This window comes from Ruegeria sp. HKCCSP346, from assembly GCF_017872595.1.
GTDB lineage: Bacteria > Pseudomonadota > Alphaproteobacteria > Rhodobacterales > Rhodobacteraceae > Ruegeria.
Window position 1 is genome coordinate 163,202 of sequence record NZ_JAEDOT010000005.1, and the last position, 26,706, is coordinate 189,907.

Sequence of the window (26,706 nt, forward strand, 5' to 3'; positions counted from 1 at the left end):
GGGTTCAGGCGGCGCTGCGGGCAGGATACGGCAAAGCTTGCTCCAGGTCTGCGAGGATATCTTCGACATCCTCAAGCCCGACGGACAAACGGATCAAACCATCGCTGATCCCATGCGCGGCCCGTTCTTCCGGGGTATAGGTCGAATGCGTCATGGATGCAGGGTGCTGGATCAGCGTTTCGGCATCGCCCAAGGACACCGCGCGCTGGATCATGTTCAGGCGGTTCATGAATTCGATCCCACCGGACAGGCCGGACTTGATCTCGAACGCGATCATGGCGCCGGGTTGGGACATTTGCCGCTGCGCGACATCATGCTGAGCAAAGCTTTTCAGCCCGGGAAAATAAACCTCACCGACGGCGGGGTGCGCCTCGAGGAAATCAGCGACGACTTTGGCAGAGTCACAATGACGATCCAGACGCAGGTTCAGTGTTTTTAGACCACGCAGGATCAGCATCGCGTTGAAAGGGGCCATGACCGCACCGGTCATATCCTTCATTCCGACCAGGCGGATTTCGGCGATCTGTTCGGCGGTGCCGACAACCAGACCAGCGACCACGTCGCCATGCCCACCGAGATATTTGGTGGCAGAATGCAGAACGATATCCGCCGCGTGCTCGATCGGGCGGGTCAGATAGGGGCTGGCATAGGTGTTGTCGACGACAACCGTTGCACCGACCGAATGCGCAATTTCGGCGCTGGCGGCGATGTCCACCAAGCGCATGTTCGGATTGGCCGGAGTTTCGAAATAGACAACGCGGGTTTTGTCTGAAACGGCAGCTTTCAGGTTCTCTGGGTCTGTCATGTCGACATGGGTGATCGTGACCCCCCATTTTGCCAGTCCATGGCGCATGAAGGCGAAGGTGCAGCCATAGAGTGTTTTGTCCACGATGACTTCGTCCCCCGGCGACAGCAGGGTCCAAAGCACTGCCGTGATCGCCCCCATGCCGCTGGAAAGTGCCAGTCCGGCCTCGGCCCCTTCAAGCACCGCAATGCGTTGTTCCAGAAGGTCACATGTGGGGTTAGAAATACGGCTGTAGATATGACCTGCGCGTTCACCGGCAAACATCTCTCCACCAGCCTCTGCGGTTTCAAAGGTAAACGTGGACGTCAAATGCAGCGGTGGGGTAAGGGCGCCGTCATTTTCCAGAGGGTTGTAAGCGTGGTGAATGGCGCGGGTGGCAAATCCGGTTGAACGAGTCATTGCAAGCTCCTGTTTCAAGCTGACGCCAGTTTGCACCTTTACTTTGGGCTTGTGCTTGCAAATAGTATCAAGACAGCGATCTATATTGGCAGATTCTGCCAATTTTAAGGTTGAAATGGACGATAAAGACAGACAGATCATTCGGGCGCTGCAAAAGGACGGGCGCATGACGAACCAGGACCTTGCCGACGAGGTGAACCTGTCTCCGTCGCCGTGTCTGCGCCGGGTCAAGAACCTCGAAGCGCGCGGGATCATAAAGGGTTACAGCGCAGATGTGGACGCCGCCGCATACGGCATAGGCATTACCGTTTTTGTGCGGGTCCGGTTGGAGCGACACAATGAAACGGACGTACAGAATTTCGAAAAACGCGTTCGGATGATCGACGAAGTTCTTGAATGCCACGTGCTGACCGGGGCGATGGACTACCAGCTGCGGGTGTTGGTATCGGATCTCGAGGCATATGAAGAATTCATACGAAACAGAATTCACCCGATCGGTGGGATTGCCTCGATCGACACCAGCTTTGTTTATGGAACGGTAAAGAAGACCGCCGTTTTTCCACCCTGATGGAACGCGCCCGGCCAATCTGCGAACTCAGGTTGATGTGCATGTTTAACGCGCGCCGGGATAAGGTTTCACAGCCAACTCATGGCGGCGCGGGCGAGAGGACCTTTGAGCCTCGGTCGCAAAGGGTCGTGGCGCGCAGCCAGCCCTTGATTCTGTCGAACATTATCTTGACGCGATTGCGCCGCTTAGCGTGCTTTGCAGGCAACCCGCACTGTTTGCGCCCCCGGATTCTGGCACGCATCCCGAAGATCAGACATGTTCACCGCTCGTTTTTCGAACCGTGAACACGCTGACCTGCCGAATTCAATGGGTTCCGGGCCTAGTAGGCGACCATCGTCAAAAGCTCATATTCCGCAACCATTTCATCATCCTGTTGGGTCAGGGTGACATGCCAGCGGACTTCGCCGTATTCTTCGTTCCGTTTGGTCTTGGCCTTGACCGTCAACCGCACCTTGATGGTATCACCCGCCTCGACGGGCTTCATGAATCGCAACCCGTCAAGACCTGTGTTTGCCAGAACCGGGCCTTCGTTCGGTTCAACAAACAATCCGGCTGCAAATGACAGAAGAAGATACCCATGGGCCACACGGCCCGGGAAGAACGGGTTCCGTTCCGCCGCTGCCTGATCCATATGTGCGTAGAACGTATCGCCGGTGAAATTGGCAAAGTGTTCGATGTCTTCCATCGTGATTGTACGGGGCGCCGTGTGGAGGGTCTCGCCAATCGCCAGCTCGTGGAACCGGCGCGTGAACGGATGGGCTGGCCCTGCGACCTCGGTCGCGCCGGGAACCCATTTGTTCCCGATCGCGGTCAGCAAATCGGGTGACCCCTGAATGGCTGTCCTCTGCATGTAGTGCTTCACGCCACGCACACCGCCCATCTCCTCGCCGCCACCAGCGCGTCCGGGTCCGCCGTGAACCATATGCGGCAGAGGAGAGCCGTGGCCGGTGGATTCCTTCATCGAGTCACGATTGTTGAAATACAGCCGCCCGTGATAGACCCCGGCCCCAAGGGCAACTTGCCGCGCCACATCCGCGTCACGAGTTATGACCGATGCCACCAGCGACCCCTGCCCGCGGTTCGCCAGATCGATCGCATGGTCAAGATCGCGATACCCCATCACCGTGCTGACCGGGCCAAAAGCCTCGGTGTCATGGACGCGTTGGGCCGCATCCGGATTGGCACAGTGGTACAACATCGGCGGCAGGAACGCGCCTTTCTCGGCATCCGCCCCATCAACCTGAAAATCGTCAGGGTTGCCGAAAACGCGCTCGGCTTCCTGCCCGATGATTGCCGCCTTTTCCAGAACATCGCGTTTCTGACCGTTCGAGACCAGCGCGCCCATGCGTGTGGTTTCCAGCCGCGGGTCGCCGATGACCGTTTTTGCCAACCGCGCGGACAGAGCTTCGATCACCGCCTGCACCTGAGGCTCTGGGGCAATGATCCGGCGGATCGCCGTACATTTCTGCCCGGCCTTCGTGGTCATCTCGCGCTGGACTTCTTTGACGAAAAGGTCGAATTCCGGCGTTCCGGGCTCGGCATCAGGGCCCAGGATCGAGCAGTTCAGACTGTCCTGCTCGGCCACGAAACGAACAGAATTCTCCAGGATGACCGGGTTGGAACGCAGTTTCGACGCCGTTTCCGCGGATCCGGTGAAACTGACCACGTCCTGCATGGTCAGACGGTCCAGCATATCGCCCAGACCACCCGAAACCAGCTGCAACGCACCTGCAGGCAAAATGCCGGAGTCCAGCATCAGCCGGACGCATAGTTCGGTGACGTAGCACGAGTTCGTCGCCGGTTTTACGATGGCCGGAACGCCTGCCAGAAGCGTTGGAGCTAGCTTTTCCAACATCCCCCACACAGGAAAGTTGAACGCGTTGATGTGAACCGCCACCCCATGCAACGGGGTGCAGATGTGCTGCCCCAGAAAAGTGCCATTGCGCGACAACTGCTCGACCTCACCGTCCAGATAGACATATCCGTCCGGCATCTCGCGTCGACCTTTCGAAGCGAAGACGAACATCGTGCCGATACCACCGTCTATGTCGATCAAGTGGTCGGACTGGGTCGCACCTGTGCTGAAAGACAGGTCATACATTTCCTGTTTGTGCTGACCCAAATGAACGGACAACGCCTTGAGCATCTTGGCCCGCTGGTGGAACGTCATCTGCCGCAGCGCCGGCCCGCCGACATTGCGCGCATAGTCCAGCATCCCCTGCACATCCAACGCGCTATTGCCGGCCGTGGCGATCACCTCGCCGGTGACTGCGCTTGTAATATTGCGGGCACCCGCACCGGGCGCAACCCATTTACCGGCCGCGAAGCTGGAAATCTGTTGGATTGTCATGAGCGTCTCCTCATTTGTTGTGTGAACTTCGCGCGGCCATATGCCCGTCTCACGAAATCATAATATAAACCGTACGGTCGGTCAATAAATTGGCGAATTGTCACCCAAACCGCACATCTCAGACTTGCGCTGGCAGTCGCGCGAAACCCCGAAACCGGATGCGCCCGCCCCGTTCGGCGCCGTCAGTGATGCGATAGGTCGGGAATCGCGCAAGAAACCGTCCGACGGCCACGCGCCCCTCCATACGGGCCAGGGTCAGGCCGACGCAGGTATGGGGACCTCCGGCAAACGCGTGATGCTTGTTGGGGCGCCGATCCAATATAACCTCATTAGGTTGTTCAAACTGCCGCGGATCGCGATTGGCCGCGCCGATACACAGGTGAATGTCCGTACCTGCCGGAATGGTCTGACCGTGGAACGTTACATCTTCGGTGGTCAGACGATTGCCAAACTGATTTGGGCTTTCCAGCCGCAGAAACTCGTCCACTGCCGTGTTGATCAGATCCGGATTGGCCAGAAGATCGGCCCGCTTGTCGCGGTGCCGTTCCAACAGTTCCAATGCGTTGCCGATCAGGTTGGTGGTGGTCTCGTGCCCTGCATTCAGAATGAAGATGCAGTTCTGGTACAGCTCGACCTCGGTCAAGCCACCATCGGTGTCATCCTGCATCAACCGTGTCAGGACATCCGTCGCAGGATCTCCGGGGTTGGCCCGGCGATCTTCTATGACATGCCGAAGATAGTCCTTGAAATCAGATACCGACCGGTTGCCCCACTCTTCCTGCTCGGGCGTCAATTGGGGTTCCAAAGCGCCCAGAATAGCCAAAGACCAATCCCGCAAAGGGCTACGTTCCGATCTGGGAATGCCAAGCAGGTTGCCGATGATCTCGATCGGGATGGCACCGGCGAAATCCTCGATCAACTCTACCGAGCCCTTGGCCTGCATCTCGTCCAGCAGCCCATCCACAAGTTCAATCAGGCCCGGTTCCATCTGCGCCAGCGCCCGTGGGTTCATAGCGCCGACCATGACCTTGCGGACGCGGGTATGCAGGGGCGGATCGTTGAACACAAGGCTGGTGGTATGGTGTTCGTACAGCGGGCTATCGATACCGTATTTGGGGCCGAAAACCGCCTTTTTATCCGAAATGAAACGCTCGGTATCCCGGTACACCAGATCCAGATCGTCATACCGCGACAGGACCACCGAACCATCGGGCTGCCAGCAGACGGGCGTGTCTTCGCGCAACGCGGCGTAGGTTGGATAGGGATCCGCATGAAACCCGTCCGAAAGCGCAGTCAGAGAGAACATTAGTGACCCATCGCTCCCATTTGTTCGGGAAGGACCAGAACCAGCCAAGGCACCAGAACGATCAGAGCCAGACGGAAGATGTCTGCCACCCAGAACGGTGTGACCCCCTTGAAGATTGTTCCGGTCGATACGTCCCCGACCACGCCTTTCAGAATGAACACGTTCAGACCCACGGGCGGCGTGATCAAACTGATCTCGGTCACGACGACGACAACGATGCCGAACCAGATCGGATCGTATCCCAATGACGTGACCAGAGGGAAAAAGATCGGAACCGTCAGCAACAGCATCGACAGCGATTCAAAGACGCATCCCAGAATGATGTAGATCCCGAGGATCATCAGGATCACGACGAAGGGCTCCACCTCATATGCGGTGACCAGGGCGATCAATGCTTCGGGCAGACCGGCCAGGTTGATGAAATTCGAGAAGATCTGCGCGCCGATCAGAACCGAGAACAGCGCTGCGGCGGTGAAGCTGGTTTCCTTCAGCACTTCAAAGGTCGATCTTAGGGTCAGCCCGCCGCGCGACAATGCGATCAGGAACGCCCCCATCGCGCCCATACCAGCGGCTTCGGTCGGGCTGAAGGTCAGGTTCAAAGGATGGAAATCGAACACTCCGTACAAGCCGCCGATCACCAGGAAGAACAACAGCAACACCGCCCAGACCGAGCGCAGGGCCGACAGGCGTTCGCCCCAGCCGTGGCGTTCACCGGCGGGGCCGGCCTCGGGCCTGCGCCAAACGGTCCAGCGCACGGCGAACAGATAGAAGAGGATACCAAGTACACCGGGAATTATGCCCGCAACGAAGAGTTTGCCGATCGATGTTTCGGTCAACAGGCCGTAGATCACCAAAATGACCGACGGTGGGATCAGGATACCCAGCGTGCCACCGGCGGCAATCGACGCGGTCGACAACTCATCCGCGTAGCGGTACCGGCGCATCTCGGGCATCGCGACTTTGGACATGGTCGCAGCCGTTGCCAGCGAGGAACCGCAAATGGCCGAAAAGCCGCCGCACGCGGCAACCGTCGCCATGGCGATACCACCTCGGAAGTGGCCCAGGAAGGCGTTTGAAACCGCGTATAATTCGCGCGCGAGCCCGCCCTTGTTCACGAACAGACCCATGAGGATGAACAGTGGCACGACCGAAAGGCCATAGTCCTGTGCCGTATCGGTAATCTGGCGACCCACCATCGACATGGCGGCCTTCAGCCCGCGCTCGGACAGGATGCTGCCACCGCGTTCATATGCGAACCCAAGCGTCCCCACGAGGCCCATCGCAAACACAATGGGCAAGCGTACCAACACAAGAACCAGGACAAGGGCGAAACCGATCAGTGCGGCAGTCATCAGGCGTGCTCCGACAAGGTTTGGGGGGCAAAAATGTGCAAAAGACCGGTGATGACCATCGCAACGGCCGTTATTGCAGTGAAGGCGGCGATGAACCAGCCGACATAGAAGACAGGGATCGACAGGTATTCGGTGACGTCCCCGTAATCCCGTGCACGTTCAGCCAGAACCCAAACGCGCTGAATCGGCCAGATCAGCATGATGCCAGACACCAGATAGACAATTGCATCGCGTGCCCTGCTCAGCCGCAGGCGGGAAAAAAACCCATCGGTCAGGTCAACGGCGATTTGCCCTTTCCCGGCCGAAATCATCGGCAGAACCGAGAACACAAGGATCGCCATCAGAATCCGCGTCAGTTCGGTTGCCGCCTCGATCGGAGCATTGAAGACTGAGCGTAGGATGACGTCAAAAAAGGTCATCACCATCAGGATGAACAGCGCCACACAGGCCAGCACCGTCGGAATGATACTGACGCGACGCGCGAAGGTCACGATAGATTGCATGATTGGCCCCCAACGGGTGAAGATGGCTGGCGGGTCAACCCCGCCAGCCGGGCTGTGTTACTGGGCAGCCATTTCGTTAACGATCATGTCATAAGCGGCTTGCGCATCAACACCGGTGCCATTGACCTCTTCGATGACCTTGGCACGCACATCGGCAGCGATCGCGTTGAACTTTTCAAGATCTTCAGCAGAGGCTGCATTGATCGCGTTGCCCTCGGTCTGTTCGGTCGCCTCACGGCCGATCGCGTCGATCTCATCCCAGATTTTACCGATTTCGCGGCTCAGCGGTTCGCCGAAGACCTTTTCTTCCAAAGCGGCCTGCACATCGGCGGGAAGATCCGCAAAAGTGTCTTCGTTCATGATGAACGCAAATGAACCGCGATACAGGCCACCCGGAACTTCATATACGTTCTGCGCCACTTCAGTCAGCTTGAAACCCTTACGGGATTCAAATGGCATAACCACACCATCAGCAGCTTTCGACGCGAGTGTCTCGTATACTTTCGGCGCGGGAACCTGGATTCCGGTTGCGCCCAGCGCCGTGCCGACATCTCCGCCCACACCACCCGGGATACGCACCTTGAGGCCTGATACCTCGTCGAGGTTGGTCACGGAGCTGCTGGAATGAAGCTGTGCCGGGCCGTGTGTGTGCAGGGCGATCACTTTCACACCGCGATGTTCGTCCGCTGCCTTGAGATACTTGTCGTATGTACGCCAATACGCGACCGAGGCCGCTTCGGCCGAGCCCTCATATCCGGGCAGCTCAATCATCTTGGTGGTGACGAAACGACCGGGCTGGTAACCATGGAAGATGATCGACGCATCCGCCGCGCCATCCATGATCAGATCCATCTGCGCCGGCGGCGGGGCAATTCCCAGCTTCAGTTCAGCAGTGACTTTGCCGTCGGTGGCTTCTTCGACCATTTCCACGAATTTCGGCCACATCTTCGCGTTGATGCCGTGGGTCGGCGGTGCCCAGCTGGAAATCGTCAGCGTATAATCCGCCGCCAGCGCCACTGTGCCCGAAACAGCCAGCGCGGCCGAGGCCAAAAGAGTGCTCAACTTGGTGAACTTCATGGTTTTGTCTCCTCCCTGTGAAACATGACTCGAGAATGCGTTAATGGTCACTTTTGTAACCATCAACATGTTAATTGTTTTCCAATTGGCCCGCGAGGCGCCACGAACCTGGGCTTTCTTTCACTACGGTTAGCATATTTGCAGCGCACCGGCTGATGCCGATTTCGTTGCAATAGTTCATCGGTCCTCCTCTCCAGCGGGGAAAGCCATATCCATGGATTTGAACCATATCGACAGCTTCGGCGTTTTCCGCGATCCCCTCTTCAATGATCAAAGCGCCCTCGTTGGCCAAGACCGCCAGCAACCGCGAACAGATTTCCTCGTCCGAAAAATCCCTGCGGGTGATGCCCTGCTGGTCGGAATAAGCTTCGATCAATGCCTCAACTTCGGGATCCCGAACCGGATTACGACTGCCCTCTTCGTAGCGGTACCACCCTTTGCCGACACGCTGGCCGAAACGCTCACGCTGACAAAGCTGGTCCGCGATGGTGACATAACGTTCGTTCGGGTCGCGGTTGGCGGCATTGCGTTTGCGGTTCGCCCAGGCAATTTGAAGACCGGTCAGATCCTGAAGCTCGTAAGGCCCCATGGGCATCCCGAACGCCCGCATTGCACGGTCCACCTGATAGGGAAGCGCCCCATCTGCCAGCAGATAATCGGCCGCGCGCCGATAGGCGGCCAACATGCGGTTGCCAATGAACCCATCGCAGATACCCGACAGCACCGAAACCTTGCGAAGCTTCTTCCCAAGCGCGACCGCGGTTGCGACCACTTCAGCAGAGGTTTGCGGAGCTACCACGACCTCGAGCAACTTCATGACATGGGCCGGGCTGAAGAAATGCAGCCCGATGCATCGGGACTGATTGCCGACGTCCGCGAAAATTTCGCGCGGGTCCAGATAGGACGTATTGGTGGCCAAAATCGCATCGCTGCTCATATGGCTTGCCAGCTCGTCAAATACCTGTTGCTTGACGGACAGGTCTTCAAAGACGGCCTCGATCGCCAGTTCGGCATCCGCAGCGTCTGCATAACTGTTCACCGCACGAAACGCAGCAAGGCGATCCCGAAGCTGCGCCTCGGACATCTTGCCTCTCTTGACCGCGCCTTGCAGCAGACCCGCAACCCGATTGTGCGCTGCGGCCGCGGCGTCAGCGTCTCGCTCGATCAACGTCACGGACAGCCCGCCGTTCAGGGCGGCAGTTGCGATCCCTGCCCCCATCAACCCACCTCCAACAACGGCGATCCGTGTTATGTCTCGGACGGCCACGTCTTTGATCAAAGAAGGTTTGGACACGGCCCGCTCAGCAAAAAACGCGTAGCGCAAAGCGCGGCTTTCCGGGCTTTGGCGCAACTCCAGATGGCGCGCGCGCTCTTTCGGTTGTGCGGTGGCAAATGGCTCAACCGACCAACCAAGCGCCGTCAGGTTTTCCAACGGTGATCTCTGACCCTTAGCGCGTTTCTTCAAAGCCTCGCGGCTCGTCTCCAACAGATCCGGCGAAAATTCCGCCACAGCACGCTGGCTGACAGGTATTGGGCGTTCGGGCAGGTCGGCAATCAACTCCAGGACAGCAGCCCTGGGGTCTTCGGCGATGCGGTCGACGCCGCCAAGCTCGGCCAGTGTCTCTGCCTTGAAAATTTTGCCCGAACAAGCCATGTCAATTGCAGCCTGCATCCCGACAAGACGCGGCAATCGTTGTGTGCCCCCTGCCCCGGGGATCAAGCCCACATTGACTTCCGGCAGGCCAAAACCCGTTCCCGGCGCTGCGATCCGCCACGCACAGGCCATGGCGATTTCGAACCCACCACCCAGCACGTTGCCATGCATGCAGGCAATGAACGGAACCTCGCTGTCTTCGATTTTCTGAACCACGTCGGGCAAGTGCGGCTCGACCGGCGGCGCATCGAATTCGGACATGTCGCCGCCTGCGACAAAGGTTTTTCCAGCGCAACACAGCACCGCCACCCGCGCCCCCTTGACCGCATCAACGGCGTCAGACAGCCCTTGGCGAACTCCTGTCGACGTCGCGTTTACCGGCGGGTTGCCAATGGTGACCCACGCCACGTCGCCCTTAAATTCAACGCTCACCAGCGACGACTGCGACATTTGCAATCCCTTTGATCGGTTCAGATTCGGTTCGGGTTTATATATTGACCAACCGTTCGGTTAATGCAATGATTAAGTTGAAACGAGACCAGATGAGACAGTCATGAGCGATACGATTCTTGTACAAGACAACGGGAACTGGGCCGAAATCACCCTGAACCGCCCGGACAAGCTGAACTCGTTCAATGAAGAAATGCACCTGGCGCTTCAGGATGCGCTGAAAGCCGCGCGCGACGGCGGGGCCCGCGCGATATTGCTGACCGGTGCCGGACGAGGCTTTTGTGCCGGTCAGGACCTCGGCGATCGCGACCCGTCGAAAATGGATGGCCCGCCGGATTTAAGCAAAACGGTACGCAGATTCTATGCCCCTCTTGTCCGGTTGATCCGGTCAGTGAATATCCCGGTGATCTGCGCCGTGAACGGAGTAGCCGCCGGGGCGGGTGCAAATCTGGCGCTGGCCTGTGATATGGTTCTGGCCGCGGAAAGTGCAAAATTCATTCAGAGCTTTTCCAAGGTGGGCCTGATTCCCGACACGGGCGGCAGTTGGCACTTGCCGCGCCTGTTGGGCGAGGCGCGCGCCAAGGGGCTGGCCCTGACAGCTCAACCCCTTCCGGCCAAGCAAGCCGAAGATTGGGGGCTGATCTGGAAGGCGGTGGCCGATGATCAATTGATGACCGAAGCGCGCGCACTTGCCGCGCAATTGGCAAACGGCCCAACCCTCGGGCTCGGGCTGACAAAACAGTGCATTCAAACCGCTGCCACCACGTCGCTCTCGGATCAGCTTGAGATCGAAGCAGACGCAATGAAGACCTGCGGGGAAAGCGCGGATTACGCCGAAGGCGTATCCAGTTTTCTTGAAAAGCGGACACCGAATTTCCAGGGATGCTGATGATGACACCCAAGGAACGTGCCACGAAATCCGCTGAAGCGATGTGGGCAAATGACCAAGCCAGCAAATGGTTCGGGATGGATCTGGTCGAAGTCGACGAAGGCCGTGCAGTTCTGACCCTGACAGTCGGGGACCATCACTGCAACGGGCACGGCATTTGCCACGGGGGCGTCACTCATGCCCTGGCCGACAGCGCCTTTGCCTTCGCCTGCAACAGCCGCAACGTGGCAACCGTCGGCCAGCATACAATGATGAGCTACCTCGCGCCCGGAAAAAAAGGGGACCATCTGACCGCAACCGCGACAGAGGTTGCCGTCACCGGCCGCAGTGGCATCTATGACGTGCACGTCACCAACCAAGACAACACCCTGATCGCCGAGTTTCGCGGAATGTCCCGCGCGGTCGGCGGGCAGAATTTTCAGGAATAGCTTCGCGACTGGAGGAGTGACGCGATGGAAGACCTTTCCCCAAACAAAGCGGATCTGGACCCGATCGAGATCGCCTCGATCGACGAAATCCGCGCGACGCAGCTTGAACGCCTCAAATGGTCCGTTCGCCACGCCTACGAGAACGTTCCGATGTACAAGCAACGGTTTGACGAATCCGGTGTGCATCCCGACGATCTTCAGCAGCTTTCGGATCTGGCGAAGTTTCCGTTCACGTACAAGAATGATCTGCGTGACAACTATCCGTTCGGCCTGTTCGCCGTTCCACGCAGCCAGATCATTCGTCTGCACGCCTCGTCCGGTACGACGGGCAAGCCGACGGTGGTGGGCTACACGAAAAACGACATCGACAATTGGGCGGATCTGGGCGCAAGGTCCCTGCGCGCATCGGGGTTGCGCAAGGGGGACATGGTGCACAATGCCTATGGTTACGGGTTGTTCACCGGCGGTCTTGGCGCACATTACGGGATCGAGCGGCTTGGCGCGACCGTCGTCCCCATGTCCGGCGGGCAAACCGAAAAGCAAGTCAACCTGATCAACGATTTCCGGCCCGACGGGATCATGGTTACACCTTCCTATATGCTCAATATCCTTGAACAGTTCCACAAGGCCGGGCTCGACCCGCGTGAAAGCTCGCTGAAGGTTGGCGTGTTCGGTGCCGAGCCCTGGACGGACGCCATGCGCGCCGAAGTCGAGGATGCGTTTGATATGCATGCGGTCGACATCTATGGCCTGTCCGAAATCATGGGGCCCGGGGTGGCCAATGAATGCGTTGAAACCAAGGATGGCCCGGTGATCTGGGAAGATCACTTCCTGCCTGAAATCATTGATCCCACGACCGGAGAGGTCCTGCCCGATGGCGAAACCGGCGAGTTGGTGTTCACGACCCTGACCAAGGAAGGTTTGCCGATGATCCGCTATCGCACGCGCGATCTGACCTGCCTGCTGCCGGGGACAGCACGATCCATGCGCCGGATGGCCAAAATCACCGGTCGCAGCGACGACATGATGATCCTGCGCGGGGTCAACGTCTTTCCCAGCCAGATTGAAGAACAGGTCATGGCGACGGGGGGCCTTGCCCCTTATTATCAGATAGAGCTGTACAAATCTGGCCGCATGGACGCCATGCGGGTTTATGTTGAATCGTCCCCGGATTCCACCGACGAACTGTCCAAGACGGCCGCGGCACGGATGCTGACCAAGCGGATCAAGGACGTCGTTGGCGTCTCAACGGAAATTGTTGTAGGTGACCCCGGCGACGTCGAACGCTCTCAGGGCAAGGCGAAGCGCGTCGTCGACAATCGCGATAAGGAATAAGCCGTGGCCCGTACAATCGCCAAAGATCACGACCAGAAGCGGAAGCAAATCCTGAAAATGGCCGCCAAAGTGTTCGCCGACCAAGGGTTTGATCGCGCCTCGATGACCCTGTTGGCAAAAGAGTGCGGGATTTCCAAGGCAAACATCTACCACTATTACGACAGCAAGGATGCCATCTTGTATGACATCCTTGAAACCTACCTGCGCGAGCTTCGCGACCGTATCTGCAATGTGGATCTGAACGGTCTTACGTCTGAACAGAAGCTGCGGAAAGCGGTGCGCGAAATCCTGTTTGCCTATCAAGGCGCAGATGACGAACACCGGGTGCAGATCAGCGGCATGAGCGCCTTGACCGAGGAACAGCAGAAACTTCTGCGCGGGTATCAGCTGGAATTGGTAAATTTTGTGCGCGACATCCTGAAAGAGCTGGCCCCGACAGCCTTCAATGATGACAAGGACAAGCTGCGCGGCACCACGATGTCAGTTTTTGGGATGCTGAACTGGTATTACATGTGGAACACCGGCGCGGGCCCCAAAGCCCGCGAAGACTATGCCGATCTGGTCAGTACGCTGACCGTCCATGGTATCCACAAGCTCTAGTTGTGGCCTTTCGGGCAAAACCGTTTCAAATCCAACGCAGGTGTGCCTGCCTTTGTCCTGTTGCCACAGAGCCGGATTCAGGGCCGCAACGTGTTTTCCTCATCCTGACCAATCAATGCGGAACTCTTCCCGAAACGCAAAACGCGCCAGATGAGCCTCGATGACCTGTTGCCATCGGGCCAGATCACCGCGCGCCCGGGTGGCGGCGGTTACGGTCAGGCTGGTATCACCTGCCGAAAGCGTGACGCGGTTCCCGTCCGGAAAGCTCACGCTGCCTTGCGTTTCATCAAATGTTACCTGAGCCTTGCGCGACCAGTGTTTGCAAAGCTGTTGCAGGTATTTCGACGCCGCGCCTGTCTGTGCGATTCCCGAAGCCACCTGATCGGGCAGCAGGCTGAGCCCATCAGTAGCAGCGGCCCGGATTGCCTTGGCGAACAAAGTCACATCGATGTCCGTGGCCACGAATGTTGCCCCCAGATCCAGGCATTTTCGCTGCATGACCGGGTCCAGTGACAATATCCCTGCCGGCTTGCCTGCCGCAACGATGCGCCGGATCGCATCAAGAACGGCCGCGATCACGTCCGGGTGCCCGGCATCGCCGATATGGCCCATATCTGCGGCCAGATCCGACGGGCCGACGAACACCCCATCGACGTCGGTCGCCAGTATGTCGTCCAGCGCCTCCAGCCCAAGCCTGTTTTCGACCTGCACCAAAAGACAGATCTGCTCGTCCGCCGTTTTCAGATAATCCGGGATAGCCGCAAAACGCGAGGCCCGCGCCAAAGCGGAACCTACGCCCCGAACGCCACGGGGTGGATACTGCACGGCCCGCACCAGTTCGCGCGCCTGATCGCCGCTTTCCACCATCGGCACCAGAATGTTCTGCACACCGGCATCAAGATATTGCTTGATCATCCAGGTCTCGCCAATCGGCAGGCGGGCGACGGGTGTACTGCCAGATCCTTCAATCACCCTCACCTGCTCGAGGATCGAGCGCAGATCGTTTGGTGCATGCTCTCCGTCAACCAGCAGCCAGTCAAACTGCGCCGTTGCGGCGATCTCGGCTGTATAGGCATTGGCCAGCCCAACCCAACACCCGATCAAAGGGGTTCCCGCCCTCAGCGCGGCCTTGAACGAATTGATTGGCGCAGGCATTGGCACTCCTTTCAGGCGAAATTGATATCGACTGAGCCGAACGGCCCGAAATCCGCGTGGATTTCTGTTCCCAGGGGGCATTCGACCGGGCGGATGAAGCTGCCGGACAGAACGACCTGGCCCGGCGCGATGCTCTGACCGTATTGCGCCATGCGACGCGCCAGCCACACGACGCTTTCGACCGGATCGTTCAGCACCCCCGCACCCAGACCGGTTTCTTCGATCTCGCCATTGCGGAAGGTCAGCGCGCCAACCCATCGCAGATCAAAGGCATCCACCCTGTGGCGATCGTTGCCCAAAACGATACCGGCATTGGCGGCATTGTCACTGATCGTGTCAAAAACCGTGCGGACCGCGCCGGTTTCGGGATCCACCCGTTGAATCCGCGTATCCAGAATTTCGATGGACGGCGCGACATAATCCGTCGCCGCGATGATATCTGCGCGGGACACGTTTTCCCCGCCTATGGCCGATTTCATGACAAAGGCAATTTCGGCCTCAATCCGCGGCTGAATGAAACGCCCGGCCGGAACGGTGGCACCCTGTGCAAACACCATGTCGTCAAACAGAATTCCACTGTCAGGAATATCGATGTTCAACGCGTATTGCATGGCTTTCGAAGTCAGGCCGATCTTCCACCCGATCACCTTGCGCCCTTCGGACAGTTTCTGGCGAGAGATGGCGTTCTGCACCTCGTAAGCGTCATCCATGCCCATCTCGGGGTGGCGCAGGCTGAGCAGGCCAATCTGCTGATGCGTTCGTTCCGCCTGCAAAAGGTCAGCGGCCGCGCGCGCATGGTCTTCAGGCGTCATACTATTTCATCCTCAACCGTGTTTCGCAGAATACCGATACCGTCGACCGAGACCTCGACCACATCACCGGGTGCCAGGTATTTTGGCGGGTCGAACCGCGCGCCCGCCCCAGTCGGTGTACCGGTCACAATGATATCGCCGGGCTGAAGCGTCATGAAAGTCGAGATATATTCGATCTCGCGCCGGATCGGGAACATCATGCGGTTCAGCGTATCATCCTGTCGCAGCTCGCCATTCACGCGGGTTTGAAGACGCGCCTCATCCAGCTGAGCCACATCCGTGAACGGAACCAGCCACGGGCCAATGGCCCCGGACCTGTCCCAGTTCTTGCCTTGTGTGACATTGAACTTGGCGTGCCGAACCCAGTCTCGAATGGTTCCCTCATTGCACAACGTCAGCGCGGCGATGTGATCATACGCGTCTTCCTGTGGAATGCGGCGGCCAGCCTTGCCAATCACGATGGCCACTTCGCCTTCGTAATCCAGCGTGTGGTTTTCCGGCGGGCGGATCAGAGGCCGCTCATGGCCGGTAAATCCACTGGCGAAACGCGGGAACAGAGACATGTATTTCGGCTGCGCGCTGCCATCTTTGTATTCTGCGTTCCGGTCAGGAAAGTTCACCCCGACGCAAAGGATACGTCGCGCGTCCGGCATCACCATGTCGTAGATGAAATCGGGATGGGTGACAGGTTTCCCCCCGGCCGCCTCTGCCAGTTGATCGAACGCCCCGGCCGCGATCACCTCATAAAGGCTGTCGTGTTCCGGGAATTCCTGGTTCAAGGCAATGGCACCACCGTCGGTGATTGCCCCGAAGAAACGTTCTTCGCCCGATACGAAAGTGGCAAACCTCATTTCATAGTCTCCCACACGTCCCGGATCACGTCCGCAGCCATCAACACGTCGTCGCGGGTGGTATCGAACTGCCCGACCTGAAAGCGGATGATCTTGCGGCCGTCGAACATGCCCTGCGTCAGGTAAATCCGGCCATCGTCATTCAGCGCGTCCACCAGACGCTGCTGCTGAGCATCGTCCCCTGGGCAGCGGAAGGAAAACAGGCTGAGGATAGGGCCGGTTGTGATCTCGAACCCCTCGATCGCACCAATCTTTTCCGCCAGTTCACCGGCCCATGCCACATGGTTGCGGATCCGTTCGCGCAATCCCTCCAACCCGTATGACCGCAACAGGAACCAGATTTTCAACGCCCGGAACCTGCGGCCCAGCGGGATGGTCCACTCCGAGTAATTCGTCACCTCGGCTCCGGTCGTCTTGAGGTATTCCGGCTCGATTTTAAGAGTATCGAGCTGCGGCGTGGCGTCCCTCAGGAACTGGATCGCACAATCGAATTGCGCACCCATCCACTTGTGCGGGTTGAAGACGATGCTGTCATAGCGGTCGGCGCCCTGCCACAAAGCCCTGCGGAATTCGGGGCAGATCATGGCCGAACCCGCCCAGGCGGCGTCAAGATGGGTGTAGAGGTCGTATTTTTGGGCGATATCAGCCACGGCCATCAGATCATCGCAGGCCCCCACACCTGTGCCACCGGTAATTGCAACAATCCCGGCCGGGATATGTCCGGCGGCGACGTCATTCATAATGGCGGCCTCAAGCGCCGAGGGAACAATCCCGAAATTCGGCCCCTGCGTGGGCAACTTGACCAGATTGTCCTGACCGATCCCGGCAACCCAGCATGCCCGGTCAATCGACGAATGCACCTGATCGGAACAATAGATCCGCAGCGCCCCCTTGGCGTTCAGGCCTTCCCGGTTGCCGGTAAAGCCGGTGGCCCGTTCCCGCATGGTCAGTACCGCCGACAAGGTGGCCGAAGAGGCGCTGTCCTGTATGACGCCGGTCATACCCTCGGGCAATCCGACGGCCTGCCGCAGCCAGTCGACCATGACGCCCTCGACCTCGGTCGCGGCAGGCGAGGTCTGCCACAACATGCATTGGGCCGCGATGGTCGTCACCAGCATCTCGGCCAACATGGACGGGGGTGCAGCGTTGGCCGGGAAATACGCAAAAAAGCGCGGATGCTGCCAATGGGTGATGCCCGGCATCACGATCCGTTCGAAATCGGCCATGATGGCGTCCATCGGCTCGCCTGTCTCGGGTGGAGTTGCAACAAGCTGGGCCGCGATTTCCCCCGGCGCGGTCTGCGCCCGCACGGGACGTTCAGCAAGTGTCTTGTGATAATCCGCCGCCCACTTCGAGATGTGCTGACCCCAATGCGAAAACGTGTCCCAGTTCATCTGCTGACTTTCCTTTGTGACGGGATCACCGCCAAACCCTTTTGTTCCGTTGCGTGCGTCACACCGAAAAGCTGACATTGGCCTGACCGGTGCCAGAGCTGCCGAAATACGGGGTGTAAATGTCGATCTCACCCTTGTAGCTTCCCCACCCCAACGCACCAAACAGCAAAGCAGTGTCATTCATGGCGCATTCACCGGTGCATTTTTTTGCATAGTCCGGCAGCATTTCCAGAAACTCTTCAAATCGGCCCTGCTGCCACAGCTCAAGAACGCGCATGTCCATCTGGCGGTTGAACTCGCCATTCACGGCATTCAGCCCGTCGACCGAGCGTTCATTCGGCGTAAAGTCGTGGCTGAGCGAGCCGGACGCCAGAATGGATACATTGCGGTCCGAACGTCGGATACCCTCGGCAATGGCCTCGCCCCAGGCCCGGTTTTCCGCAATCGACGAGAATTGATTGACCGCCACCGGCAAAACCCGGGCATTCACGCCATCATTGATGAAATGCATCGGCAGCAGGGTGCCGTATTCCATGCCCATGTCGGGGTGCGAATGGCCCAGCGCCCGCTCTCCCCGTTCGCGCAGAACGTCAAGGATGGTTTCCCCAAGTTCATGATCGCCGCGATAGTCGAACTCCATATCCGCCAACATATGCGGCAGTTCGTGACTTATGAACCGGCCCTTGTGATGTTCCTTCGTGTTCAGGTGAAACCCTTGATTGGTGATCCAATGGGTGTCGAACACGATGAACGTCTCGACCCCGCGGTCGATCGCGTCCTGACGCAGGCGTGCATATCCATCAATGGCGGATTGCCGGATGCCCTTGTACTTTTGCATCGTGTGGGACATCCAGATGCTGGGTACATGCGTGATCTTTGCGGCCTGTACTATCTTTCCCATGGCAATTCCTCCTCGTGTAATGGGCTTGCCCCAGCCGGGGTCGGCCTACGTGATCTATTTACCCAACTGCATGATCTTGTGCTGACCGGTGGCAAAGCCGATATGTTTCTGTTCCATATAGAATTCAAAGCTCCAGTCGCCGCCATCCCGGCCAATGCCGGACGCCTTGACCCCACCGAACGGCGTGGGCAGGTGACGCACGTTCTCGGAATTCACCCAGATCATTCCAGCCTCCAGCCTGTCTGTGAACCGAAGCGCGCGGGTCAGATCATTGGTCCAGACATAGCCGGTCAGGCCATATGGCGTGTCGTTGGCGATCTCCAGCGCCTCATCCTCGGTCGAGAACGGGATCGAGGTCAGGACAGGGCCAAATATCTCTTCACGCGCAATGCGCATCTGGTTGGTGGCATTGGTGAACAGGGTCGGCCGGACGAAATAGCCCGCATCCCCCACCGTGACGCCGCCAGCGGCGACAGTTGCGCCATCTTCCTTGGCGATGTCGAAATAGCTCGTGACCTTGGTGTAGTGTTCTTCGGTCACCAACGGCCCGATCTCGGTCTCGGGGTCCAAGGGGTGCCCCACCTTGATGTTGTTGACGCGCTCAATCAATCTGGCTTCGAAGTCTTCCTTGATCGTGTCCTGCACCAAAAGCCGCGAAGACGAGGTGCAGCGCTCGCCATTGATCGAATAGATCATGAAGATCACGGCATCCAAAGCACGGTCCAGATCCGCATCATCAAACACGACAACCGGGTTTTTTCCACCCAGTTCCAAATGGTTGCGCTTATGGGAATCTGCGCCTTGCTTGACGATCAGACTGCCGGTACGGCTTTCGCCCACAAAGGCAATGGCCTTGATCAGCGCATGCTCGCACAAAGCCTTGCCAGCGTCGGGGCCAAACCCGTTGACCGTATTCAGCACACCTTTGGGCAGCCCTGCCTGCTCGGCGATTTCCACCAGAAGACGGGCCGTCAGAGGGGAATCCTCGGCGGGTTTGTGAACCACCGTGCAACCCGCAGCCAGGGCCGGTGCTATCTTCCAGGTCGACAGCATGAACGGCGTGTTCCACGGGGTAATCACGCCAACCGGGCCAATCGGCACACGGGTCGTCACATTCATCAGCGTCGGAGACTTCAGGTGCTGCCCATCCCGCGCCTGAATCACCTGATCCGCGAAATACCGGAAGTTCTCTGCCCCGCGCAAAGCTGCCTTTGACATGAAACGCAGGGTCTGCCCCGTGTCCCAGCACTCGCACAGTGCAATTTCCTCGGCGCGCGCTTCAATGGCATCAGCCACATTCAACAAGATGCGACGGCGTTGGGTGGCGGGCATGTCTCGCCACTCCGCAAAGGCTGCGTGGGCGGCCTTGGCTGCCGCGTCGATGTCATCTGCCGTGCCATGGGCAACATCACAGATCACGGATTTGTCGACGGGTGAGACCGACTGAAACACTCCGGCGGATCCGTCCCGGTCTTCACCCGCTATACGGTTGTGGATGCCCGTTTCCCGGAACCGGTCCAGAAAGCCGTTCAGCTTTTCGATGTTTGTGTCCAGTGCGCTCATGCGTCAGGTCTCCTGCGTGGTCGCCGACAGGTGGTCGCGGATCGTACCGGCCTTGGGCGACAGCTTGGGGTCGATGTCACGCATCTCAAGCGAGAGCGCGATGGAATGCTGTGAAAAAACCGGCGCCAGATATGTTTTGACCGCCTCGAATATGCGCTGTGTCGCATCTTCCTTGACATCCGCGGATCGGCCTGCCCGCAGGCGGATCGAGATGTCAATGAACCCATGCGCCGGGTTGCCGTCCGCTATGGCGTAATGATCGACCCGTGTCGCGCGCACACGAATGCCGGGCATGGGAAAGGTCTCGATCCCGGCCGCCGTTGACCGAATGCACTCGCACAGGCCATCCATGTCGATCCTGTCTTCAAGATTGCCGGAATATTCGACGTGGAAGTGAGGCATGGTCTCTCCTTTATTAGTTAACATGTTTAGTTTTTAATGCACCCCCTGTCAAGAGATTGCTTTGTTAATCTTTGCAATTCCCAAAACGGCGTTCTAGAAGGCCGCATGAACACTCAAAGCCACTCCAAAAGCACTGCCCGGTCCCTTCCGATCGCGTTGCTGCGTGCCCGCGAAACCGTCATGGCTCCGATCCGGGATATGCTGCAAGGCATTCAACTGACCGAGCAGAAATGGCGCATCCTGCGTGTTCTGGACGAGTTGGGCGAAGTGGAGCAAAGCACCATCGCGCACGAGGCGTGCCTGTTGCTGCCCAGCGTGACCCGCATTTTGCGCACGATGGAGGCTGACGGCCAGATTACCCGCCGTCAGGATAGCGAAGACAAACGCCGCACCATGGTCAAGATCACCGAAGCAGGCCGCACCATCCTCAGGGAAAACCTGGCCACTTCACTTGCGATCTCCAGCAATATCGAAGCGCAGATGGGCAAGGAGAAACTGGATCAGTTGCTGGACCTGCTCGAGGATCTGCAAGCTATCAAAGTCTGACCCCGCCAGGTTCCGAAGGGGTCGTTCAACCGCCTACAAAGTGGCAAGACCGGTATCCAGCGCCGACAGAATTTTGGCCACATCTTCCGAAGTGACGATCAGCGGCGGCGATAGAATGATGTTGTTGCCAGACACACGCACCATCACGCCATCTTCATATGCGGCTTTCTGAACCTGAAGCGGCAGGTGTTTTGCGACAGGCGCCTTGGTCGCCCGGTCCGAAACCAGTTCCAATGCGCACATCAGTCCCTCGCCGCCCCGCACGTCCCCGATAGCGTCATGCTTGTCGGCCAGCTTTTGCAAGCCGTCAAACAACTCATCCCCACGCGCAGCAGCGTTTTCCCAGATCCTCAGCCGGTTGATCTCGGACAGGGCGGCCAAGGCCGCGGCCGCCCCGACCGGATGGCCAGAATAGGTGTACCCCTGATCCACGGATGCCAGGCCCGTGGTATCGCTTTCAAATACCTCAGCGACCGCACCGGAAATCATGGCCGCGCCAAAAGGGAAATACCCGTTGGTGATCGCCTTGGCCGTCGTCATGATATCGGGCTGAACACCCCAGTGCCGCGCACCGCTTTCGCTGCCGGTGCGACCAAAAGCGGTGATGATCTCGTCCGAGATCAGCAGGATGCCATGTTTCGAACAGACCTCGCCCACCATGGGCATGAAGCTCTTGTGTGGCGGGATCACACCGCCCGCGCCCAACACCGGCTCCATGATGAAGGCGGCAACAGTGTTTGCACCTTGAAAAGCGATCTCGGCCTCAAGCGCCTTGACGCAAAGCTGCGCCAGACGCTCGGGGTCGGTTTCGTCAAACGGGTTGCGATAGGTCCACGGCGCCGGCACGTGAAAACAGCCGGGCATCATCGGCTCATACACCGCGCGGAATTTCTGGTTGCCGTTGACGGAAGCGGCGGCAAAATGGGTGCCGTGATAACCCTGCTTCAGGCTGATGAACTTGGTGCGCCCTGCTTCACCCCGAACCTTGTGATATTGACGCGCAAGCTTCAGCGCAGTTTCGACGGAATCCGACCCGCCCGACGTAAAGAATGAACGGGTCAGCCCGTCGGCCTCGAAGAACTGGGCCAGCTCATAGGACAGCTCGATCGCCTTGTCGTTGCTGGTGCCGCGAAAGGTCGAGTAATAGGGCAGCGCGTTCAGCTGATCCGCTATGGCCTGTTTCACCGGTTCACAGGAATAGCCCAGATTGACGTTCCACAGCCCCCCTACGGCGTCCAGCGCCGTGTGACCATCGATATCAGTGATGTTGACCCCTTCACCACCGCTGAGAATGGTCGGCGGGTTCTTCCGGCTGTCGGCGGGGTGCGCCATCGGGTGCCAGAAATACCGGGCGTTGTTTTCCTTCAGAAAGTTGGAGTCTTTCATGTCGCGGGTCTCCGAGTATTGAATCCGCCCCGGGTCACGGGTGGAATCCGGTTGGAAAGGAGTCGGGCAACTGGCCGCCAAAACCAGCAGTCAGATCAACCGAAAGTGAATGCAACGTGGACAGTATTGCCGGAAGGCGGTCGCTGGTTGCCCGGGTTTCCGGGACAGCTATCGCGATGGTTCCCAATGCGACCTGATCGATGCCGAAGATCGGCGCGGCATATCCAAAAACACCTTCTTCGTAACTGCCACGGCTGTCGGCCCAGCCTGAAACTCTGATCTTTGCGACCCGTTCCCTGATAAGCTTCGGATCAGTAAGCGTCGCTTGCGTAAACCGTGCCTGCACGTGCTGATCCAACTGCTCCAAAAGGTGAGCCGGCCCGAAACTGAGCATGCAAAGACCTGATGCCGTTGCATTGAGCGGAAGCATCTCGCTGGGATCCAGACTGACGCGGACACTGTGCTGCGTTGTTTCCACCACAAGCGCCGTCTGCAACCCCGTTTTCTCAAGCAAAGACAGATGCAGGGATTCACCGACCACCTGCATAGCGGCCTGCATCTTTTGGCGCGCGCCCTCAATGCCGGGCCTGGCGATCTCTCGCAGCGCGGCCAAACGCAAAGCCGCCGGCCCGATCGCATAGGATTTCGTCATCGGATTCTGTTCGATCAACCCGAACTCCTCAAGCGCGCGCAGGTGACGCAATGCCGTTGCTTTGTTCAGCCCGGACAACCTCGCAAGGTGACTCAACCCGATCTCTGGGCGGGCATTGGAAAAGTAGTCCAGCATTTTTAAGGCGTTAAGGGCTGTACCCATGTGCGTGTGGTCCTCTTGCTCAGGTATTACTTGACAGAACTAACTTAACAAAGCAACATTATTATTGTTAACGCGGTTCAATTAATGAACCAGTATCGGGAGGTGTCAATGAAGAAATTTCTAACAGCCGCCGCTTTTGCGGCTTCGGCCACTGCCGCACTGGCTGAATACCCTGAAAAGCCGGTAAGTTTTGTCGTCCCCTGGCCTCCGGGTGATCTGGAAGATGTCCTTACCCGGATGATCGCCGACGAATTCCAGGCCATGTACGGTGTGCCTGCCGCTGTCGTGAACAAACCCGGCGGCGGAGGCGGCCCATTCCCCGGCGCGGTCGAGGTGGCAACCGCTCCGGCGGATGGCTACACCATCGGCTCATTCGTCATCGGCGTACCTGTCATCGGCCCCGAAATCGGAATTCCCGAACTCAACCCGAATCCTTTTGATCCAATTGGTATCTTCCTGACCTATCCCTTCGTCATCGCGGCCAGCAAAGACGCGCCGTTTTCAAGCTGGGAAGAACTGGCCGAACACGGCAAGGAAAATGACGTAGCGCTTGGCCATTTCGGATCGGTTCTGCCCCCCACTCAGGTCACATTTGCAGCTGCGGTCAGCAGCGGGTTCGACTTTGCCAGCGAAGCGGCTTTCGACGCCCTGGATTGCAACACGCTGGCCTCAGGCGACGTGGATGTCATCAATACGACGCTACAGCTTATCCTTCCCTGCCTTGATCAGGTGAACGTCCTTGCCAGCATCGGCGGCGAGCGGATTTCACTGGTTCCGGATACGCCGACGATCGTGGAACTCAATCCGGATCTGCCATTGGCCCTTTGGAACGGGCTGTTCGTGCACAAGGACACGCCCGCCGACGCGCGTGAAAAGATCTCGGCTGCCGCGCAGAAAGCGTTGTCCTCGGACAAGGCCAAAAAGCTGGCTGAGGAAACGGGCGCCCTGATCTACTGGCAGGACCCGGACGCTTCGAATGCTCAGATCGAGCAGGACAAAGCCTCTTTCGCCAAGATCGAAGAGATTCTGGGCGAATAATCCGAAACAGGCCCGGCCAGATCGAACAACGCCGGGTCTGTTTGATTCAAACAGGAGGCCAAGATGATAGCAAAGACGCTGCAAGACATGTTCCGACGGTATCGACGTCCTGGCGATATTGTCTTTGCCTTCCTTTTCTTCGGCTTCTCCCTGTTCCTTCTCAGCCAGATCGGCGCTGAGACTCAGGCCGTCAAACGAACCAAGTGGTTTGCCCAGCCCGCCCTTTGGCCCAAGATCGCGATCTGGGGCATGGTTTTGTTCAGCGGCCTCCACTTGCTGGGCTCCTTCCTGTCCCCACGCATTCCCGGACGGTTGCGAGAGGTGACGTTCTGGTTGATGTCCCTCGAATACGTTGCCTACTTCCTGATCTATGTCGTGGCGGTTCCGTGGCTTGGATACCTGCCATCGACCATGCTTTTTGCAGCCCTGCTGACGATACGATTGGGGTTTCGATTGCCCGGGGCTTTTTGCGTTGCACTTGGCTTCGGCGCGGTCGTGGCAGTCGTTTTCCGCGCGTTGCTTCAGGTGAACATTCCTGCGGGTCGGATATACGAATATCTGCCCGACGGGCTGCGCGCCTTTGCGCTGACCTATTTGTGAGGCCAAGATGGACAATCTGATTTCCGGCTTTGCAATTCTGGCACAGTGGCAGGTCATCGTGGCACTGATCATCGGATCGGTGGGCGGGGTCATCATCGGCGCGTTGCCCGGCGTCGGCGCCGCTGTCGCAATTGCCATCCTGCTGCCCGCCACCTTCGCGTTCGAGCCCATCGTCGGCCTGACCCTTCTGTTGGGCATCTACGGGTCGTCCATGTATGGCGGCGCAATCCCCGCCATCCTGATCAACACGCCCGGTACGGCCGTCAACGCACTGACCACCTATGACGGCTATCCCATGACCAAGCGCGGCGAGGGCCACCGGGCCCTGTCGCTGGCCTATTCAGCGTCGTTTTTCGGCGGCATCTTCTCGATCCTCTGTCTGATCATCCTGTCGCCCGTATTGGCCTGGGTTGCCCCGCATTTCGGCAGCCGCGAGATTTTTCTGGCCGCACTCATGGGCATCCTTCTGGTGATCCTGGCCCATCGCGGGCAAACCTTCTCGGCCGCGATGCTGGCGTTCTTCGGCATCTTCCTCAGCACCGTCGGTCTGGAACCCGTCAAATACACCAAACGTTTCACCTTTGACCAAACCTGGCTTTCGTCAGGTGTCGATCTGATCGTGGTCGTTCTTGGGCTGTTCGCCATCAGTCAGGCGCTGCTGTTGCTGGTCGACAAAGAACACGCGCCGGGCGAAGCCCATGTGCGCGGCAGCATCTTCGCGGGCCTCAAAGAGCTGCTGGGCCTGAAACGCATCGCGACGGTTTCGTCATCGCTGGGTGTGCTCATGGGCATGATACCGGGCACAGGCGAATTCACATCACAGTTCCTGTCATACACATACGCACAGAAAACCTCTGAGGACCCGGACAAATTCGGCGATGGGTCACCCGAAGGTCTGGTGGCGTCCGAGGCGGCCAACAATGCCGTTCCCGGGGCCGCGATGATTCCACTGCTGGCGCTGGGTATTCCGGGCGAGGCGCTGACCGCGATGATGCTGTCCGTCTTCTACGTTCACAACGTGATCCCCGGACCGCAGCTTTTTGCCGATCAGATGGATTTTGTCATGGCGCTGTACATGTCGCTGATCCTGCTCAACGTGATTGTTCTGGTCTTTCTTTTGTTCTCGACCAACCTGCTGCTGAAGATCATTCAGATCCCGACGCGCTTTCTGGGGATCATGATCCTGACGCTGTCCTTTGTCGGGGTATTCAGCCTGCGCAACTCAGTCACGGACTGCGCTATTGCCGCCGGGTTCGGCGTGTTCGGGCTGATCCTGAAGCGCCTGAACCTGCCCATTGTTCCGATCATTCTGGGCATGGTTCTGGGCGGGATCATGGAAGTCAAACTGCGCAGCGCCATGGCGCGGGTGAAGTCGCCATTTGATTTCATCGACCGACCGATTGCCGCAATGCTTTTCATCATGATCCTCGGGATCCTTCTGCTGCACGTTCGCTCGCTGATCAAGGAACACAAGGAACGTATCAGACCGCAGCCGGTTCTCGACGAAGACTCAACTCAGCAAGGATAA

The 26,706-nt window shown here is 58.5% G+C and carries 25 protein-coding genes; 9 read left to right on the forward strand and 16 right to left on the reverse strand.

The window, feature by feature from the left end; all coding sequences use genetic code 11:
- Positions 1–4: 4 nt before the first annotated feature.
- Complete coding sequence (locus I9185_RS15145) at positions 5–1,204, reverse strand: methionine gamma-lyase (RefSeq protein ID WP_210093460.1); 1,200 nt, start codon at positions 1,202–1,204, stop codon at positions 5–7.
- Between the two features lie 115 nt (positions 1,205–1,319).
- On the opposite strand from I9185_RS15145, the gene I9185_RS15150 reads away from it, so the two are divergent.
- Complete coding sequence (locus I9185_RS15150) at positions 1,320–1,772, forward strand: Lrp/AsnC family transcriptional regulator (protein WP_171636498.1); 453 nt, start codon at positions 1,320–1,322, stop codon at positions 1,770–1,772.
- 319 nt (positions 1,773–2,091) lie between these two features.
- Here the strand turns inward: I9185_RS15150 and paaZ are convergent, their stop codons facing one another.
- From paaZ to I9185_RS15180, 6 genes are all read right to left on the reverse strand, one after another.
- A complete protein-coding gene (paaZ, locus tag I9185_RS15155; RefSeq protein ID WP_210093461.1) occupies positions 2,092–4,122 on the reverse strand; it encodes a phenylacetic acid degradation bifunctional protein PaaZ in 2,031 nt (676 codons plus the stop codon).
- A gap of 118 nt (positions 4,123–4,240) precedes the next feature.
- On the reverse strand, positions 4,241–5,428 hold the full coding sequence (locus tag I9185_RS15160) for a cytochrome P450 (RefSeq protein ID WP_210093462.1): 1,188 nt from the start codon (positions 5,426–5,428) through the stop codon (positions 4,241–4,243).
- Complete coding sequence (locus I9185_RS15165) at positions 5,428–6,780, reverse strand: TRAP transporter large permease (RefSeq protein ID WP_171636504.1); 1,353 nt, start codon at positions 6,778–6,780, stop codon at positions 5,428–5,430. The genes I9185_RS15160 and I9185_RS15165 overlap by 1 nt, the downstream gene beginning before the upstream one ends.
- On the reverse strand, positions 6,780–7,283 hold the full coding sequence (locus I9185_RS15170; protein ID WP_210093463.1) for a TRAP transporter small permease subunit: 504 nt from the start codon (positions 7,281–7,283) through the stop codon (positions 6,780–6,782). Before I9185_RS15170 ends, I9185_RS15165 begins: the two co-directional genes overlap by 1 nt.
- A gap of 57 nt (positions 7,284–7,340) precedes the next feature.
- Positions 7,341–8,360, reverse strand: a complete 1,020-nt coding sequence (locus I9185_RS15175; RefSeq protein WP_171636506.1) for a TRAP transporter substrate-binding protein — start codon at positions 8,358–8,360, stop codon at positions 7,341–7,343.
- Between the two features lie 70 nt (positions 8,361–8,430).
- On the reverse strand, positions 8,431–10,464 hold the full coding sequence (locus tag I9185_RS15180) for an FAD-dependent oxidoreductase (protein ID WP_210093464.1): 2,034 nt from the start codon (positions 10,462–10,464) through the stop codon (positions 8,431–8,433).
- Positions 10,465–10,567: 103 nt separating this feature from the next.
- Between I9185_RS15180 and paaG the strand changes: the two genes are divergently transcribed.
- From paaG to I9185_RS15200, 4 genes are read left to right on the forward strand one after another with little or no spacing between them, the layout of a single operon-like run.
- Positions 10,568–11,353 carry a 2-(1,2-epoxy-1,2-dihydrophenyl)acetyl-CoA isomerase PaaG gene (gene paaG, locus I9185_RS15185; RefSeq protein ID WP_210093465.1) on the forward strand — a complete coding sequence of 262 codons (786 nt, stop codon included), beginning with the start codon at positions 10,568–10,570 and terminating at the stop codon, positions 11,351–11,353.
- A 2-nt stretch (positions 11,354–11,355) separates the two neighbouring features.
- Positions 11,356–11,781 carry a hydroxyphenylacetyl-CoA thioesterase PaaI gene (gene paaI, locus I9185_RS15190; RefSeq protein ID WP_171636641.1) on the forward strand — a complete coding sequence of 142 codons (426 nt, stop codon included), beginning with the start codon at positions 11,356–11,358 and terminating at the stop codon, positions 11,779–11,781.
- A gap of 24 nt (positions 11,782–11,805) precedes the next feature.
- A complete protein-coding gene (gene paaK / locus I9185_RS15195; protein WP_171636512.1) occupies positions 11,806–13,116 on the forward strand; it encodes a phenylacetate--CoA ligase PaaK in 1,311 nt (436 codons plus the stop codon).
- A gap of 3 nt (positions 13,117–13,119) precedes the next feature.
- Positions 13,120–13,716 carry a TetR/AcrR family transcriptional regulator gene (locus I9185_RS15200; protein ID WP_171636514.1) on the forward strand — a complete coding sequence of 199 codons (597 nt, stop codon included), beginning with the start codon at positions 13,120–13,122 and terminating at the stop codon, positions 13,714–13,716.
- A gap of 99 nt (positions 13,717–13,815) precedes the next feature.
- Here I9185_RS15200 and I9185_RS15205 read toward each other — a convergent pair whose 3' ends face one another.
- Genes I9185_RS15205 through I9185_RS15235 form a run of 7 tightly spaced genes read right to left on the reverse strand, consistent with a single transcriptional unit; the run spans position 13,816 to position 20,794 of the window.
- The gene (locus I9185_RS15205) at positions 13,816–14,871 is read right to left on the reverse strand and encodes an aldolase/citrate lyase family protein (RefSeq protein WP_210093466.1); all 1,056 of its coding nucleotides are present in this window, start codon (positions 14,869–14,871) and stop codon (positions 13,816–13,818) included.
- An 11-nt stretch (positions 14,872–14,882) separates the two neighbouring features.
- Positions 14,883–15,683: a 2-oxo-hept-4-ene-1,7-dioate hydratase gene (hpaH, locus tag I9185_RS15210; RefSeq protein WP_210093467.1), complete on the reverse strand. Its 801-nt coding sequence runs from the start codon at positions 15,681–15,683 to the stop codon at positions 14,883–14,885.
- Positions 15,680–16,534, reverse strand: a complete 855-nt coding sequence (locus I9185_RS15215) for a fumarylacetoacetate hydrolase family protein (protein ID WP_210093468.1) — start codon at positions 16,532–16,534, stop codon at positions 15,680–15,682. The genes hpaH and I9185_RS15215 overlap by 4 nt, the downstream gene beginning before the upstream one ends.
- Positions 16,531–17,928: a pyridoxal-dependent decarboxylase gene (locus I9185_RS15220; RefSeq protein WP_210093469.1), complete on the reverse strand. Its 1,398-nt coding sequence runs from the start codon at positions 17,926–17,928 to the stop codon at positions 16,531–16,533. Before I9185_RS15220 ends, I9185_RS15215 begins: the two co-directional genes overlap by 4 nt.
- Before the next feature lie 58 nt (positions 17,929–17,986).
- Complete coding sequence (gene hpaD, locus I9185_RS15225) at positions 17,987–18,829, reverse strand: 3,4-dihydroxyphenylacetate 2,3-dioxygenase (RefSeq protein WP_171636524.1); 843 nt, start codon at positions 18,827–18,829, stop codon at positions 17,987–17,989.
- 54 nt (positions 18,830–18,883) lie between these two features.
- A complete protein-coding gene (gene hpaE / locus I9185_RS15230) occupies positions 18,884–20,392 on the reverse strand; it encodes a 5-carboxymethyl-2-hydroxymuconate semialdehyde dehydrogenase (protein WP_171636526.1) in 1,509 nt (502 codons plus the stop codon).
- Between the two features lie 3 nt (positions 20,393–20,395).
- Positions 20,396–20,794 carry a 5-carboxymethyl-2-hydroxymuconate Delta-isomerase gene (locus I9185_RS15235; RefSeq protein WP_171229363.1) on the reverse strand — a complete coding sequence of 133 codons (399 nt, stop codon included), beginning with the start codon at positions 20,792–20,794 and terminating at the stop codon, positions 20,396–20,398.
- A 105-nt stretch (positions 20,795–20,899) separates the two neighbouring features.
- Here I9185_RS15235 and hpaR point away from each other — a divergent pair, with 105 nt between their 5' ends.
- Entirely contained in the window at positions 20,900–21,340 is a 441-nt protein-coding gene (gene hpaR, locus I9185_RS15240) for a homoprotocatechuate degradation operon regulator HpaR (RefSeq protein WP_171724623.1), read from the forward strand.
- Positions 21,341–21,373: 33 nt separating this feature from the next.
- Here hpaR and I9185_RS15245 read toward each other — a convergent pair whose 3' ends face one another.
- Together I9185_RS15245 and I9185_RS15250 are read right to left on the reverse strand one after the other, a co-directional pair.
- Complete coding sequence (locus tag I9185_RS15245) at positions 21,374–22,726, reverse strand: aminotransferase class III-fold pyridoxal phosphate-dependent enzyme (RefSeq protein ID WP_210093470.1); 1,353 nt, start codon at positions 22,724–22,726, stop codon at positions 21,374–21,376.
- 34 nt (positions 22,727–22,760) lie between these two features.
- A complete protein-coding gene (locus I9185_RS15250) occupies positions 22,761–23,540 on the reverse strand; it encodes an IclR family transcriptional regulator (protein WP_171636532.1) in 780 nt (259 codons plus the stop codon).
- Between the two features lie 108 nt (positions 23,541–23,648).
- Between I9185_RS15250 and I9185_RS15255 the strand changes: the two genes are divergently transcribed.
- From I9185_RS15255 to I9185_RS15265, 3 genes are all read left to right on the forward strand, one after another.
- The gene (locus I9185_RS15255) at positions 23,649–24,578 is read left to right on the forward strand and encodes a tripartite tricarboxylate transporter substrate binding protein (RefSeq protein WP_171724625.1); all 930 of its coding nucleotides are present in this window, start codon (positions 23,649–23,651) and stop codon (positions 24,576–24,578) included.
- 63 nt (positions 24,579–24,641) lie between these two features.
- The gene (locus I9185_RS15260; RefSeq protein ID WP_152460588.1) at positions 24,642–25,178 is read left to right on the forward strand and encodes a tripartite tricarboxylate transporter TctB family protein; all 537 of its coding nucleotides are present in this window, start codon (positions 24,642–24,644) and stop codon (positions 25,176–25,178) included.
- Between the two features lie 7 nt (positions 25,179–25,185).
- Positions 25,186–26,706, forward strand: coding sequence for a tripartite tricarboxylate transporter permease (locus I9185_RS15265; RefSeq protein ID WP_210093471.1), 1,521 nt, complete (start codon positions 25,186–25,188; stop codon positions 26,704–26,706).